Below are 13,267 nucleotides of genomic sequence, written 5' to 3' on the forward strand. Positions count from 1 at the left end.
ACGATCGAGCGATCGGCTCTTGCACCATTCTACTCGCAACTTTTGGCTAATTTCACGATCGGGTCATACTCTGAGGCGATCTTCGGCTAGTGCCGAGCGATTTTGGGGTTATTGGTGAACCCGCAAGGCGAGCAGTTTCTTGATAAAATCTCCACCCAACCACCAAAAATCCCCCTTTCACCCGATGATTAAATTCTCATAAACTTGCCCACAAATCCCCACTCTCAATAACATTTACCCCCGCTTTACCAATACAATTCTCATAATTAAAACCCCCCTTAAAAAAGGGGGGTTAAAAGCCGAAAATAAGCTTGATTCTCCTTACATCGAAGAACCCAAACCGGCATATGCACCGTAGAAGAAAAGAGCCACAATGCTCAGAACACCGAGGCCTGCGACAGTAGCTACCACCCACAAAGGAATTCTGCCACTTTCACTAAACATAGCCATCACCTCACTAATTCACAGCTAAACACATTCGATCGAACTATTGAAAGCAAACTCAAAAACCAGTTAATTAAAGAAATAACTGGAAAACAAAATACCCAAAACAAAAATCAGCAACAAACCCAAATACAAAGAAGTCCGGTTTAACTCAACAGGCTGCTCGTTGGGATTAGGAACGCGCTCAGGCATTGTAAACTCCTATCGTTGAATAAATTGCATTGCTGCGATCGCGCCCAAAAAGAAAATTGTTGGGACACCTAAAGTATGAACTGCCAACCAGCGCACCGTAAAAATCGGATACGAAATTGGCTCATTATTTGGGGTTCTGCTCGTCATTTTTCCAAATCCTTGTTAAATTACTTGGCAATGAACTGATCTACTTGTTTCTTAGCTTCAAAGCGATCCGAGATAATCGGCACTTCTTCCCGCTGCGGTGTGAAATACTGGTTAGGGCGAGGAGTTCCGAAAGCATCGTAAGCCAAACCCGTTTGCACAAACAGCCATCCAGCAATAAACAAAGCCGGAATGGTGATGCTGTGAATTACCCAATAACGGATACTTGTAATAATGTCCCCAAACGGACGTTCTCCAGTTGTACCAGCCATTTAGAATCCTCCTTTCAACAACAAATTGACAGACAATCTCTATTACTATTCTACTATCAAGCCGCTTGCGCTGAACCTTGATATTTAAGTAGAGTACCGCTCGCACCGATCACAAATCCGCGATCGGGCCCCATAAAGACAATCCTGTAAAAATTAGCGGGAACATCTTCTACTTCGCGGTCTTTTAGCCAAGTTTTGCCACCGTCCAAACTGCAAAGCAAATTGCCGCCGCCGCCGGCTACCCAAACTTCATTATCAGTCCGGTAAGCCATGTCCAGCAAACCCCAACTCGCCTTGCGATCGGGAAAAAAAGGTTTTCCCCAACCTTCAGGATTGGACGGGTCGCTAAACTGAATCTGACCGCCGCGGGCAAGCATCCACAAACGCCCATCCTTGGTAAAGCCCATATTTTGCAGGCGGCGAGAACTATTGCGGTTGTGAGGTTCCCAAGCTTCTTGTCCTGGTTTCCAGACCGAGTAGAAATTGCCCTTTGAGGAAACCGCAACATACTGCCCGTCTTCAGAACGGTTGATATTGCGAACTACCCCAAAAGAATCCTGCACGACAGCTTTCCAGTTTTTGCCGCCGTCAGAAGTCCGGTAAATCGCCCCGACATCGGTCGTCATCTCGGCGGAATTCGGGCCCAAAGCCGCGATCGTACTCGGAGAACCAGGCAACTGACTGCTCAAAGCAATCCGCGTCCAAGACTTGCCCTCATCGTTTGTGTGGAGCAAAACAGAAGGCTGGCCGACAATCCAGCCTTCGGAACCCGAAAAACTCACCGATGCAAAACGCGACCTCGGATCGTCGATATCCAGTGCTATAGACTTCCAGCTAGTGCCACCGTCAAGGGTTTCGAGCAAAGTCGCCTCAGAACCCACAACCCAGCCGTGCTGAGGATTGCCCGTAAAGGCAATATCCTGCAAATTAGCTTCCGTCGGCAAGGAAATCACTTGCCAGGGGTTGTAACTCACAGAACCGATGGTGCTGCAACTCGTACAGATGAGGGCAGCGGCCAATAACATTACAATTCGTTGCCAAAATCTCACAATCGTCTTACTGCAAACCATACATACTAAGTAACAACAAGAAACCAACGACCAAGCCGCCAAAAATCAGCAAACTTTTCTGACCTTCGGTCATGCCGTTGACACCGACACCGTAGCGCTGATTTGCCTTAAATCCCGATACCCCTTCCATCTGACCGAGATTTTGAAACATCGACTTGCGCGCTGCACAAACGGGACAGACCCAAGTTTGGGGCAAATCTTCAAAAGCCGTGCCCGGGGCAATGTCATTTTTAGGATTCCCCTTTTTCGGATCGTAGACGTAGCCGCAGGCGCGGCACTCGTGCCGATCGAGGGTTTTAGTTTCAGTGGCTCGATCGCTCATAGCTCCAAAAGAGTAGGTAAGCTAATCTTAAAATATACATTAAAAATTATTGCAGAAGATGGACGATTAATCTCAACCACCCGTAATTTTAGCTACCCAAAATCTATATAATGTAACAGACAAGTTACAGAACCCTTTCACCTAGGCAGTAATTATTCACCGTGTTTGCACTCAGCGGCTACGAGTATTTCTTAGGCTTCCTGTTAATTTCCAGCCTAGTCCCTATCCTCGCCCTCACGGCGTCTAAGGTACTGCGCCCCAAAAGTCGTCCCTACGACCGACGCACTACCTACGAATCCGGCGTCGAGCCGATCGGCGGAGCCTGGATTCAGTTCAACATCCGATATTATATGTTCGCCCTGGTCTTCGTCATCTTCGACGTAGAGACCGTCTTCCTCTATCCTTGGGCGGTTGCTTTCAACCAGCTAGGACTGTTGGCTTTCATCGAAGCCTTGTTTTTTATCACGATCCTCGTTATTGCTCTTGTCTATGCATGGCGCAAAGGAGCCTTGGAATGGTCTTAAGTTCTGACAAATCACAAAAAGCCCTGATAAACCCGGTCGAGCGCTCGGAAGTCACATCCCAACTCTCAGAGAACGTTATCCTGACAACAGTGGATGACCTCTATAATTGGGCGAGACTTTCGAGCCTGTGGCCGCTGCTTTTCGGCACGGCCTGCTGCTTCATCGAATTTGCAGCTTTGATCGGATCGCGCTTTGACTTCGACAGATTCGGTCTAGTACCGCGATCGAGTCCCCGACAAGCCGACTTGATCATCACCGCCGGCACAATTACCATGAAGTACGCCCCCATCTTGGTGCGGCTGTACGAACAAATGCCGGAACCCAAATACGTGATCGCGATGGGCGCTTGCACAATCACCGGCGGAATGTTCAGCATGGACTCCACCACAGCAGTCAGAGGCGTTGACAAACTGATTCCTGTAGACGTGTACATCCCCGGCTGTCCCCCCCGCCCAGAAGCGATTATTGACGCAATTATCAAACTGCGGAAAAAAATCGCCAACAATTCCATGCAAGAACGGGCCAATTTGCTGCCAACCCACCGCTACTACACCAGACCCCACAAAATGAAAGTAGTAGACGATATTTTGGACGGCAAATACTTGTCAGTTCCAGGCCGGATAGCGCCGCCGAAGGAATTGACAGAAGCAATGGGAATGCCAGTACCGCCGGCCCTGCTTGCAGGACAAAAACAGGAGGTAAACCGTGGCTGAGACAGAATCTGCAATTGTTGAAGCCGGGAAGGTTTCCCAGTGGTTGACTCAGAATGGGTTTGAACACGAAGCTTTAGCGGCCGATAATTTGGGCGTGGAGATATTAAAGGTCGATCGAGAATTCTTAATTCCGATGTCAACAGCACTGTATGCCTACGGGTTTAATTATATGCAGTGCCAGTGCGCCTACGACCAAGGGCCGGGACAAGATTTAGTCAGCGTCTACCACTTGGTTAAACTGACAGACAATGCTTCCAAGCCTGAAGAAGTCCGCGTCAAAGTATTCGTACCGCGCGAAGATCCCAGAGTGCCATCAGTCTACTGGATTTGGAAAGCAGCCGACTTTCAAGAGCGGGAATCCTACGATATGTACGGCATAGTCTATGAAGGACATCCGAATCTAAAACGGATTTTGATGAACGAAGATTGGGTAGGCTGGCCACTGCGGAAAGATTACATTTCCCCTGATTTCTACGAATTGCAAGACGCTTATTAAGGGAGTTTGGCGAGGGCGGGTTTAGAGCATAAAATTGGACTTGTGCGGTCCAGTTTTATGCAAAACCCGCCCTCTGTTTTTTGGCTAATTTTGATTTTTTAACCGCAGATACACGCAAACTCCCTATGACGGCTCTGACCGTAGAAATTCTTTGTTCTGAGGCGGCAATATTTTCAGCAGCCGAGTCTCAACATCTGGAACCTCTGCTTTACGGCATCACCGACGGAAAGGCTGTGGGGACATATTTGGAGCAAAAGTTTAGACTCTATCTCAAGCAGCAGTATGAATTTATATAGCAATCCTAAATCATTGTGAATTTCTTACTCCCTCCCCGCGAGTTTGGGGAGGGTTGGGGTGGGGTAAAAAAATTACGACTTATGTAGGATTTCTATAGAGTCTATCCTATATACATGGAATCTGCTGTATGATAAGTTTGTCAGTCCAGGAGTAATTGTCCTGAATTTAGTTAGAAAGCCTGAACGGAAACAATCCTGCTTTGAACTTCATTTGGGGTTACATTCTCTACAAAACCTAAAATCGCATTAGAATTCCTGACTCTGATTAGAGTTCCTGAATAAACTCCGCTAATTCCACCTCTGAGTTGAGTGCCTGAAGCAGATCCGCTAAATGCGTCTGCCGGACCTGGAGGAAGTAATGGTTGTAAAGCTTGTGGCAGATCGAAAGTATATGTTAATGCCACATTCTGTACCGGCTCCAACACTATATCATTGACCGTTAAGTCACTCGCTAATCCAATGCGATCCAAATCAGAATCAAAACTTTCAATTATATCACTAGAATTGATCTCTGTAGTGGCAGCATCTATTCCCAGAACGCATAAATTATTCCCCAACCCACACTCTAAGAAGTCTCTGCCCAAGCCGCCAACCAGAGTATTATTTCCATCTCCGCCGGATAACAAATCATTGCCTCTCCCTCCAAATAAAATATCATCGCCAGCCTCTCCAAGAAGAAAATCAGCATCTAGACCACCATTGAGGGAGTTATTCCCCTCCTGTCCAAACAAGGCATCTCTTCCTTTTCCCCCAAATAAAGCATCGTTGCCTGCAAAACCTGTGAGAATATCTTCCCCTTCATTTCCGAGGATTAACTCGCTAGCCTCTGAGCCATTTACTGTATCGTCGCCATCGAGCGCCCAAGCTCCTAAAGGAAAATTTGTTAGATCTGCAGGAAAAAGTTGAATGAATTCCGAGGTGTTGTCGCCAATTAAGCGCAATGTTCCTGACGCATCCGGTTTTAAAGCCATAGTTAAAATCTTTGTCTGTTGGTAGATTACTAACCCTACTTGAGCCAATACTGGCTCACAAGTGGGTCATAATTCAATTAGAACCGCATTCAATATAACTAGAAACGGTATTTTCCAAAAGCATAGCAACAGTCATCGGCCCGATTCCTCCCGGCACCGGTGTGATAAATTCGGCTACTGTTTTAACAGCATCAAAGTTTACATCTCCGGCTAAACGACTCGTACCGTCTGGGTTGACGACGCGGTTGATACCGACATCAATTACTACTGATCCGGGTTTAACCATATTAGCTGTAATCATTTCTGTGCGGCCGACTGCGGCTATTAAAATATCGGCTTGATTGGTAATAGATTCTAAGTTTTGCGATCGCGAATGAGCTACAGTAACAGTGCAGTCGGCTTCTAATAGCATCAGCGCCATCGGTTTACCCACCAAAATACTCCGTCCCAAAACAACGGCATTTTTTCCTTTCAAATCAATCTGGTATTCCTGCAATAACCGCATCACTCCGGCAGGAGTACAACTCCGCAAACCTTGTTCCCCGCGCACGAGACGGCCTAAATTTACAGGGTGAAGTCCGTCAGCATCTTTGTCGGGGGCAATTTGGTACAGCAGGGAAATTGCGTCTAAGTGCTCTGGTAGCGGTAATTGAACTAAAATGCCATCAACTCGATCGTCCTCGTTGAGTGCACGAATTGCAAGTTCTAGTTCGGCTTGAGTAGCATTTGCGGGGTAATGCTTGCCGAAGGAAGCTATGCCAACTTTAGCGCAGGCTCGCTCTTTATTGCGGACATAGGCTGCGCTAGCTGGGTTTTCGCCCACCATCAGCACGGCAAGTCCGGGAGGACGCCCCTTTTGGGGTTGTAGGGCGCGGACTCGATCGCTCAGCTCGGTTTGAATCTTTGTCGCTAAAGCTTTGCCATCTAGTATTTGAGCAGTTTTGGCATCCATTGTAGACTCTGGGTTAGGGGCTGACGATTTTAGATTTTAGCTTAATCCCCGCCAAGGACTACACTAGAGAAATTTCTTACTTGCGATCGATTCTGGGGATTCTGTTAAAGTAAGTCGTATCTCACATCTCAAATCAGTTGACCAATGACTACTGCAGTTAAGCAAGTTTGGGTTCAAAGATTCTGCACCGCCTCTTTGTCGCTAATCCTCGCCAGCGGTTTTTTCAGTTGCGGCAATTTACCCCTGTCTCAACTTAATCTTGGTTTTAATGTTGCTAGCATTGGCGACGTTCAACAAAAGCGGCAAGTGGATGCTGAAGTTTATCTTCGAGGAAAGGTGGAAAATCGCGCTCCCTTTGTAGGAAATGCGGCTTATCAACTTGACGATGGTACTGGCAGTATTTGGATTTTAACCAAGCAAGATTTGCCCCAGCTTGGCGATGAAGTGTTGCTCAAGGGAGAAGTCCGCTACAAGAGTATTACTCTGAAGGAATTGGCCGGAAAAGATTTAGGTGAAGTTTATGTTGAGGAAATGGAACAATTAAAGCGCACTCCAGCGACAAATAAATAAAAATATGAAGATCCTAATTTCGTTCAATAATTAAGTACCTCAATTTCATAAAAATCAAAGGTTTGTAGTTGCGCCCAAACGCTGTGGGTAGGTTTATTTATGCTAAAAGTTGCTCGACTATAATAGCCTCGTCCGGGCTGGTTTATCAGCTTTTTTGTTTATATTACAGATTGCGGTTAACCTGCCCCTACACCAACTTCTCCTCTATCTCGTAAATAACTTCTTCCGTCTTCCTTCTCTCCTGAATATCCCTAGGTTAAATCCGTTAAATCCATTAATTCCGTACATTGCTTGTTGTAAAAATTTCTTATGACTAAAATTCACGTTGCGATCGCGATTTTGTACCGAGAGGGCAGGTTTCTCTGTCAGTTGCGGGACGATATTCCTCACATCAGGTATCCCGGACAGTGGGCTTTGTTTGGCGGACACTTGGAACCGGGGGAAACGCCGGAAGTTGCTCTAGTGCGGGAATTATCAGAGGAAATTGGCTATGCTCCTGCAAGTGTTTCTTTTTTTTGTTGTGATGTCGAAAAAGATGTCGTTCGCCACGTTTTTCATTCACAACTTAGTGCGGATGTCAAGGATTTAGTTTTGCTTGAGGGGTGGGATATGAAGTTGTTGACACCGGAGGAGATTCGGGCGGGAAAATGCTTTTCTGAGCAGTCAGGAGATGTGCGACCTTTTGGCATTGCTCACCAGCGTATTTTATTGAATTTTATTGAGTCGATTTGAAAAAAATTCCCCGTACCCTAGATGGGAGCGGTTTGAGCTGGGAGATATTTGTAAGGTGCGCCCGGTGGTACACCCTACATTGCAGGGGTTTTAAAAGTTAAGAGCGAGCAGCAATCATTCCCGTTTGGCGCGCGTAGTCAAACAGCCCTCCGGCATCTATTACAGGCCCTACTTCTCCTAAAGGTTTGAGCGAGAAAGTTCGATCGAGAGTGTGGTTGACAATTACCTCTTCTGTAAAATCGATCGTCACTTCTTGGCCAGTTACAAACAAGTCGCAGAGCCGCTCGACTGATTCGATCGGGTACAATTCGCCAGTAGCCGAGCAATTGCGAAAGAAAATGCGTGCGTAAGACAAAGCCACCACTGCTGTTACGCCCGCGGCCCCCAGAGCGATGGGAGCGTGCTCCCGCGAAGAACCGCAGCCAAAATTTTCGCCCGCTATGATAATCGGATACCGGGTTTTCTGTTCGCCGGATTCGATAAACTTACCGTAGCGATCGGGCAACCCAATCATAGCGTAACTGCCTAGTTTCTCGTACTCATCCGGCTTCGAGGGAACCAGGGTCAGGTATTCGGCCGGGATAATTTGATCTGTATCGATGTTGTCGTCTACAACAAAAATTTGACCGCTAATTACTTTACCCATAGTTTATTTCCTGTTAGCCTCGCTCGATGCTGTGGTGATAATTTTAAGTGGATCGGTATGCAAGATTTGCATCTGTTTATTTTAACCTGGCAGTGTCAGTGATAACCTGTATGAGTAAAAATTAGATCCGAGACTTTGGGTTAACAATTAACAGATTGCTAAGCGTCAAGATAGTTTTATGGCAAATCCAATAGATGACATTGCTCGACAAGCTCGCGAGGGCTCGGTTGCATCGATTATTCAAATCCTTAATGACGAACTGGCACAGATAGGAGTCAGGGCCCGAGCTGTGTTTGCAGACGGGGTGCTGCAACTGCTGTGCGAAGCTGCAACCCCCCAACTCCTCGAAGAGTCTAGTTTGGTCGATCGAGTCCGAGACATTTTGGAACGCATTTCGCCCCGCAATATTCGCCGAGTTAACATCAACAGCCGGCTTGTTCGAGAACACCAACTGCTGTGGCTGGAAGAAATTAGTCGCGATCCGGATAATCAACTGTTGTGGTGTCAAGAAATTAAACTCCGAAAGCCGAATTTGTTCAAGCGTTTAGCCAGCGCCCATCACGAACGCCAAGCTTTCTCCGGCAAGCGGGCTTTGCCGAGAATGGCTATACCTCGATCGATGCAGCAGCCGCGGCAATTTCAGCGCGGTATCGTCGGTGGCATCAGCTTGACCGTGCTGTTGCTTGCAGCAGCGGCCGCCATCCACAAAGGACTTAATTCCCAAGTGCCAAACAGCACACAAGCCACCACCCAAGCAGTAGCAACTGCCCCTTCCTCTGAGGCAAAACCTGCTTTGAAAATTTCTAAGGAGACTGTTAATTCTGCTGTTGACTCTTTTACCCGAGCAGTGCGAGTAGCCGAACAAGCAGCCACCCAGGGCAAAACCGCTCAATCTCGCCAGGATTGGTTAATCGTAGCTGCTAAGTGGCAGCAAGCTTCCGATTTGATGGCCGCCGTGCCTTCCCAGCATCCCCGCTACACAACGGCTCAGAACCGGACGGCACTTTACCGCCAAAATAGCGATAAAGCCCAACAGGAAGCACAAAATAAGTAAGCAGGTAAGTCGGATAAATTTAACCCTACAGTTCGTCGCTCTGCTCTAGGTGTTGTGAAAAATGAGTTTTTGAGCAAAAACTCGAAAACTCTCAGCTATGCTATGAGTGATAATTTGGGGATTTTGAGTTTTTGCGATCGGCATTATTCGATCGGCGGATTTGTATCACAATAAAAATTTGTTACGATCACAAACCTAAATAGGAAACATCACACAGCCAGAAGATGGGTGTCACTAAGCGGTCTCTAGAAAAGCTTCATACTATTAATAACCGTCAAAATTAGCGGGAATGCGATTGATAATCATCCGGTAAAGGATGGTAAAGTTCATCCCGTAGAGATAGAAGGGTAGAAAACAGGAAAATAGAACTCGGTCAGATCTGGGTATATTTTTACATATCGAGCGACCCGCCGACCGGCTGCACAAACACAGAAAGCAGGCTCATAACGGTCAAGCCGACAGTTATGGAAAGGTTCTAGATTGGCAGCAGGAGCAGGCTCAAACATCTTAGAATAAAGGCTTGGTTGCCATGATCGATCGCCAGGGAAATCAAGACTTTACTTCGATCGACCGATCGTCGTCAGAGTCTTGCACTTTGCATTTTCCGCAAATCGCAGAACCAGTATCAGTCCAAAAATTTCTGGATCGTCTTATGCAGTACCAGGTCGATCCTGCCCTTCTTGGGCGACAAATTTGCCAAATTCTCGCCACCAGCTTTGATCGAGAACTCCTGCTGCTGCAAATAGCCAATACTTTGGGGGTTGCATGGCGGGCAGATTTCTGTTTTGTTACTGCTGTGGTTGGCAAAAAAGTAGTACATCCGAATGCTTACTGGCAAAATAGCAGCGATTTCCCCTATGTTGGCGGTGTTGCCGATTCCACCGAAACACCGGAACACTCCCAAGGCACAAGATTAAAATCGCCTAGCATATCACTCGAACATCCCGCTTGGGCAAACGTCCTAGCAGACGGCGAGATAGTGGCTATATCCGATTATCTCGATAGTCCGGCAGCTTCACCGCCCAATTCTCCTGTGACTGCGCTGCCTTTTCGGGCAATTCTGGCAGGGCCTGCGCGATTTGGAGGGGCTGTAAATGGCATGGTGATTGTTGGTAAGTCGCAACCTCACGAGTGGTCGGTAGCGGATCGGCAGCGCCTTGAAGCAGCATCAGACGCGATCGGCATCGCGATTTCTCACATTCAAAAAACTCAAGAAATTGCCAACTTAAACGAACAGTTACAGCGACAAGCTAAATACAAAAATCTACTCGTGTCAGTGGCTGCATCGATCGACACAAATTCAGAAGTCGATCGAATATTGCAGCAAGTTGTTGAAAATACCGTCGATACCCTGGAAGTAGATAGAGGGCAAATCCTGCTCTTGAAATATACAGATCCTCTATTTACAACTCGCTCTCCCAATCAAACTCCCAAAGCGAAAGTCGAATTAGTTTGCGAATCCGTTGTAAAAAAATATCCCGACAAACAGGCAATAGCCCAAAGCGCTGCCGGAAAAAAAAGCTCAACCTCCAAAACAAAAAACAAGGATAAAACTGCTAATTCCCAATCCCAAATCCCCAACTCAAAACCAAATAACTCTCCCGCTTTTTGGCTGTCCGAATCTAATTTTTGCCGTCAAGCATTCCACAGCGCACCCAAACCCCTCGCCCTCGCTGACGCAGGCGCATTAATCGGCAAAGAACAAGAAGCAGCCAAAGAAATTTTGAAACTCCAAGGCATTCGCGGCTTGCTGCTGGTTCCCCTTACGGGCGGTTGCTGCCAGGGAACAGTTTTGGGTTTCTTGGTTTTGCAGCACTCGCAGCCGCGCACTTGGAACGCGGAAGAATTAGAAGTTCTCGAATCGCTCAGCGCTCAAGCGAGCAAGATGATTATCCAGACTCAAACGCTTAAGGAATTGCAAACCGCAGTCTTAGACAGAACATCTCAGTTGCAGCAAAGTCTAGACGTGCAGGGGAAACTGTACGAACAATCTGCCAATCAGCTAGAGCAAATGCGGAAATTGAAGCTGATTAAAGACGAGTTTCTCAGCACTCTGAGTCACGAGTTGCGTACCCCTTTAACAATCATGAAGCTGGCCATTCTGATGCTCAAACAAGCTGAACTGCCGTCAGCGAATCGGACTAAGTATCTCGACATTCTAGAACAGCAGTGTTCTAAGGAAACCGATCTGGTTAACGATTTGCTGGCCCTCAAGCAGTTTGAGCCTCAGCAAGTCCCTATTGCTATAATCAAAATCGATCTCAACCGTTTATTTCAAGATTTAGTTAGGGATTTTGAAAAACAGTGGGCTGATAAGCAATTGACTCTGAAGGTGGATTTGCCCAAGTTGACCCCTTACTGGGAAACCGACCCGGACATTCTGAATCGGATACTCCTGGAACTGCTGACGAATGCTGGAAAATACTCTGCTTCTGGAACGGCGGTAGTTTTGGAGGCGTCTGAGGCAGGCGGCTATATTGTCCTGAGTATTTCTAATCTCGGGCGCGGCATTTCTGCGGCTGATTTGCCCCACATCTTTGACAAGTTCCGCCGTGGCACTGGCATTACTGACCAAGCTATCGCCGGTACGGGTTTGGGTCTGGCTCTGGTAAAGTCTTTAGTGCAGCACTTGAATGGTACTATTGATGTATCTAGCTGTCCGGCAGAAAGTTCAGAATCTGACAATTTATGGCGCACATCTTTTACTCTGACTCTGCCGCAATTTGCAGCGGAACTCTGTAATGTAGAAGAATAGTTCCGTTGAGAAGCTGCTGGGAATTGGCAGCGAACAAGCGAAACTAGAAGACTTGCCAGAAGAGGGAGATTTGGAAATGTCGTAAACGCTTCCAAGTCCTCTGTTTTGAATTGTTGGTCTGGTTGCCATCTAAATTGGCGGTTATCAATTGCTGATTTTCCAGAGGACTTATATTATGTCTGGTTATTGGTCTGTAATTAGCGCGTGTTTGTAGTGAGTCCTACTGTCATCTATTTATGAATTAATCAGGACTTGCATTACTTACTAGGAACTTAATTATAATTGTATAATCGGAGATGATATTACGCAGTATAGACTGAAGAAACTGAGTTTTTTAACTGTTTCAAAGGTCTGCCACCCGTCTTTTCATACAAGCCGGTTTCTGCGTCTTGGATTGTTCCCTCAAAATTGTCACGGTGCATGGAATTCGATCGCCAATATTATGCTCACAAAAGCTGCACCTAAAACCCTGCGTTGGCAACGTTCTAAATATTCGCCACTGGCACGGCAAATAGACATTTTTGCAGCGGCGGGAAAGTTTATGTTTTTTTTGTGGTGGGACGCACTGCTGCAAAATAATTCGCCTCATACTAGAAGAATTCGCGCTCATTGGTTGGTCAATACTTTGCTGAATTTAGGCCCGACTTTTATTAAAATCGGGCAGTCTCTCTCGACTCGCGCAGATTTGCTGCCGCTTGAGTATGTGAAGGAACTCGAACAGTTGCAGGATCGGGTTCCTCCGTTTAGTTCCGAAGAGGCGATCGCTCTTGTAGAATCAGAGTTAGGCAAGGATATTTATGCTTTGTACCGCGATTTTGACCCGTCGCCCATCGCTGCTGCGAGTCTGGGACAGGTGCACAAAGCGAGGCTGCACACCGGGGAAGATGTGATTGTGAAGGTGCAGCGTCCGGGTTTGGAAAGTTTATTTGATTTGGATGTGAAGGCGGTGCGCCAAGTGATGCGTTTTTGCGATCGTTATTTGCCTGCGACGCGCAAATATGACCTAGAATCTATTTATCACGAGTTTTTTAAGATTTTATATCAAGAAATTGACTACGTGCAAGAAGGTAAAAATTCCGATCGCTTTAGCCATAATTTTCGAGAATATCCTCAA

At 46.7% G+C, this 13,267-nt stretch carries 18 protein-coding genes; 9 read left to right on the forward strand and 9 right to left on the reverse strand.

Annotated elements, in window-relative coordinates:
• Positions 1-321 precede the first annotated feature (321 nt).
• From QUA45_RS20530 to QUA45_RS20555, 6 genes are all read right to left on the reverse strand, one after another.
• Positions 322-444, reverse strand: coding sequence for a photosystem II reaction center protein J (locus QUA45_RS20530; protein ID WP_332960666.1), 123 nt, complete (start codon positions 442-444; stop codon positions 322-324).
• Positions 445-513: 69 nt separating this feature from the next.
• Positions 514-636: a photosystem II reaction center protein L gene (locus QUA45_RS20535; protein WP_015176850.1), complete on the reverse strand. Its 123-nt coding sequence runs from the start codon at positions 634-636 to the stop codon at positions 514-516.
• 9 nt (positions 637-645) lie between these two features.
• Positions 646-783, reverse strand: coding sequence for a cytochrome b559 subunit beta (psbF, locus tag QUA45_RS20540; protein WP_006635504.1), 138 nt, complete (start codon positions 781-783; stop codon positions 646-648).
• 20 nt (positions 784-803) lie between these two features.
• The gene (gene psbE, locus QUA45_RS20545; RefSeq protein WP_006635503.1) at positions 804-1,052 is read right to left on the reverse strand and encodes a cytochrome b559 subunit alpha; all 249 of its coding nucleotides are present in this window, start codon (positions 1,050-1,052) and stop codon (positions 804-806) included.
• A gap of 56 nt (positions 1,053-1,108) precedes the next feature.
• Positions 1,109-2,122, reverse strand: a complete 1,014-nt coding sequence (locus QUA45_RS20550) for a photosynthesis system II assembly factor Ycf48 (protein ID WP_333070732.1) — start codon at positions 2,120-2,122, stop codon at positions 1,109-1,111.
• Complete coding sequence (locus QUA45_RS20555; RefSeq protein ID WP_333099261.1) at positions 2,109-2,444, reverse strand: rubredoxin; 336 nt, start codon at positions 2,442-2,444, stop codon at positions 2,109-2,111. Before QUA45_RS20555 ends, QUA45_RS20550 begins: the two co-directional genes overlap by 14 nt.
• Before the next feature lie 161 nt (positions 2,445-2,605).
• Between QUA45_RS20555 and ndhC the strand changes: the two genes are divergently transcribed.
• From ndhC to QUA45_RS20575, 4 genes are all read left to right on the forward strand, one after another.
• Complete coding sequence (gene ndhC, locus QUA45_RS20560; RefSeq protein ID WP_006635500.1) at positions 2,606-2,968, forward strand: photosynthetic/respiratory NAD(P)H-quinone oxidoreductase subunit C; 363 nt, start codon at positions 2,606-2,608, stop codon at positions 2,966-2,968.
• The gene (gene ndhK, locus QUA45_RS20565; protein ID WP_333221984.1) at positions 2,959-3,681 is read left to right on the forward strand and encodes a photosynthetic/respiratory NAD(P)H-quinone oxidoreductase subunit K; all 723 of its coding nucleotides are present in this window, start codon (positions 2,959-2,961) and stop codon (positions 3,679-3,681) included. The genes ndhC and ndhK overlap by 10 nt, the downstream gene beginning before the upstream one ends.
• Positions 3,674-4,177, forward strand: a complete 504-nt coding sequence (locus QUA45_RS20570; protein WP_172190238.1) for an NAD(P)H-quinone oxidoreductase subunit J — start codon at positions 3,674-3,676, stop codon at positions 4,175-4,177. The genes ndhK and QUA45_RS20570 overlap by 8 nt, the downstream gene beginning before the upstream one ends.
• Positions 4,178-4,302: 125 nt before the next feature.
• Entirely contained in the window at positions 4,303-4,473 is a 171-nt protein-coding gene (locus QUA45_RS20575) for a hypothetical protein (protein WP_333099262.1), read from the forward strand.
• Positions 4,474-4,643: 170 nt separating this feature from the next.
• On the opposite strand, the gene QUA45_RS20580 is transcribed toward QUA45_RS20575, so the two are convergent.
• Positions 4,644-5,444 (reverse strand): calcium-binding protein, encoded by an 801-nt coding sequence (locus tag QUA45_RS20580; protein WP_333099263.1) that lies wholly within the window; start codon positions 5,442-5,444, stop codon positions 4,644-4,646.
• 73 nt (positions 5,445-5,517) lie between these two features.
• The gene (gene folD / locus QUA45_RS20585) at positions 5,518-6,396 is read right to left on the reverse strand and encodes a bifunctional methylenetetrahydrofolate dehydrogenase/methenyltetrahydrofolate cyclohydrolase FolD (protein ID WP_333221985.1); all 879 of its coding nucleotides are present in this window, start codon (positions 6,394-6,396) and stop codon (positions 5,518-5,520) included.
• Positions 6,397-6,540: 144 nt separating this feature from the next.
• Here folD and QUA45_RS20590 point away from each other — a divergent pair, with 144 nt between their 5' ends.
• Positions 6,541-6,966 (forward strand): DNA-binding protein, encoded by a 426-nt coding sequence (locus QUA45_RS20590; protein ID WP_333099266.1) that lies wholly within the window; start codon positions 6,541-6,543, stop codon positions 6,964-6,966.
• A gap of 309 nt (positions 6,967-7,275) precedes the next feature.
• Positions 7,276-7,698, forward strand: coding sequence for an NUDIX hydrolase (locus QUA45_RS20595; protein WP_333099267.1), 423 nt, complete (start codon positions 7,276-7,278; stop codon positions 7,696-7,698).
• A gap of 97 nt (positions 7,699-7,795) precedes the next feature.
• Here the strand turns inward: QUA45_RS20595 and QUA45_RS20600 are convergent, their stop codons facing one another.
• Positions 7,796-8,344: a LeuD/DmdB family oxidoreductase small subunit gene (locus QUA45_RS20600; protein WP_333099268.1), complete on the reverse strand. Its 549-nt coding sequence runs from the start codon at positions 8,342-8,344 to the stop codon at positions 7,796-7,798.
• A 178-nt stretch (positions 8,345-8,522) separates the two neighbouring features.
• Here QUA45_RS20600 and QUA45_RS20605 point away from each other — a divergent pair, with 178 nt between their 5' ends.
• The 3 genes from QUA45_RS20605 to QUA45_RS20615 form a co-directional block, all read left to right on the forward strand.
• Positions 8,523-9,398 carry a hypothetical protein gene (locus QUA45_RS20605; RefSeq protein WP_333099269.1) on the forward strand — a complete coding sequence of 292 codons (876 nt, stop codon included), beginning with the start codon at positions 8,523-8,525 and terminating at the stop codon, positions 9,396-9,398.
• A gap of 529 nt (positions 9,399-9,927) precedes the next feature.
• Positions 9,928-12,153 (forward strand): ATP-binding protein, encoded by a 2,226-nt coding sequence (locus QUA45_RS20610; protein ID WP_333221988.1) that lies wholly within the window; start codon positions 9,928-9,930, stop codon positions 12,151-12,153.
• A gap of 442 nt (positions 12,154-12,595) precedes the next feature.
• A partial coding sequence (locus QUA45_RS20615; protein WP_333221989.1) for an AarF/UbiB family protein occupies positions 12,596-13,267 on the forward strand: 672 nt, incomplete at its 3' end.

The organism is Microcoleus sp. Pol12A5 (genome assembly GCF_036701435.1).
GTDB lineage: Bacteria > Cyanobacteriota > Cyanobacteriia > Cyanobacteriales > Microcoleaceae > Microcoleus.

Bases quoted from the DNA above. Each gene is read 5' to 3' on its own strand.
- QUA45_RS20550 (WP_333070732.1), bottom strand. From the start codon at position 2,122: ATGGTTTGCAGTAAGACGATTGTGAGATTTTGGCAACGAATTGTAATG.
- QUA45_RS20580 (WP_333099263.1), bottom strand. From the start codon at position 5,444: ATGGCTTTAAAACCGGATGCGTCAGGAACATTGCGCTTAATTGGCGAC.
- QUA45_RS20600 (WP_333099268.1), bottom strand. From the start codon at position 8,344: ATGGGTAAAGTAATTAGCGGTCAAATTTTTGTTGTAGACGACAACATC.
- psbF (WP_006635504.1), bottom strand. From the start codon at position 783: ATGACGAGCAGAACCCCAAATAATGAGCCAATTTCGTATCCGATTTTT.
- QUA45_RS20555 (WP_333099261.1), bottom strand. From the start codon at position 2,444: ATGAGCGATCGAGCCACTGAAACTAAAACCCTCGATCGGCACGAGTGC.
- QUA45_RS20575 (WP_333099262.1), top strand. From the start codon at position 4,303: ATGACGGCTCTGACCGTAGAAATTCTTTGTTCTGAGGCGGCAATATTT.
- psbE (WP_006635503.1), bottom strand. From the start codon at position 1,052: ATGGCTGGTACAACTGGAGAACGTCCGTTTGGGGACATTATTACAAGT.
- ndhK (WP_333221984.1), top strand. From the start codon at position 2,959: ATGGTCTTAAGTTCTGACAAATCACAAAAAGCCCTGATAAACCCGGTC.
- QUA45_RS20530 (WP_332960666.1), bottom strand. From the start codon at position 444: ATGTTTAGTGAAAGTGGCAGAATTCCTTTGTGGGTGGTAGCTACTGTC.
- QUA45_RS20590 (WP_333099266.1), top strand. From the start codon at position 6,541: ATGACTACTGCAGTTAAGCAAGTTTGGGTTCAAAGATTCTGCACCGCC.
- QUA45_RS20610 (WP_333221988.1), top strand. From the start codon at position 9,928: ATGATCGATCGCCAGGGAAATCAAGACTTTACTTCGATCGACCGATCG.
- folD (WP_333221985.1), bottom strand. From the start codon at position 6,396: ATGGATGCCAAAACTGCTCAAATACTAGATGGCAAAGCTTTAGCGACA.
- QUA45_RS20605 (WP_333099269.1), top strand. From the start codon at position 8,523: ATGGCAAATCCAATAGATGACATTGCTCGACAAGCTCGCGAGGGCTCG.
- QUA45_RS20595 (WP_333099267.1), top strand. From the start codon at position 7,276: ATGACTAAAATTCACGTTGCGATCGCGATTTTGTACCGAGAGGGCAGG.
- QUA45_RS20535 (WP_015176850.1), bottom strand. From the start codon at position 636: ATGCCTGAGCGCGTTCCTAATCCCAACGAGCAGCCTGTTGAGTTAAAC.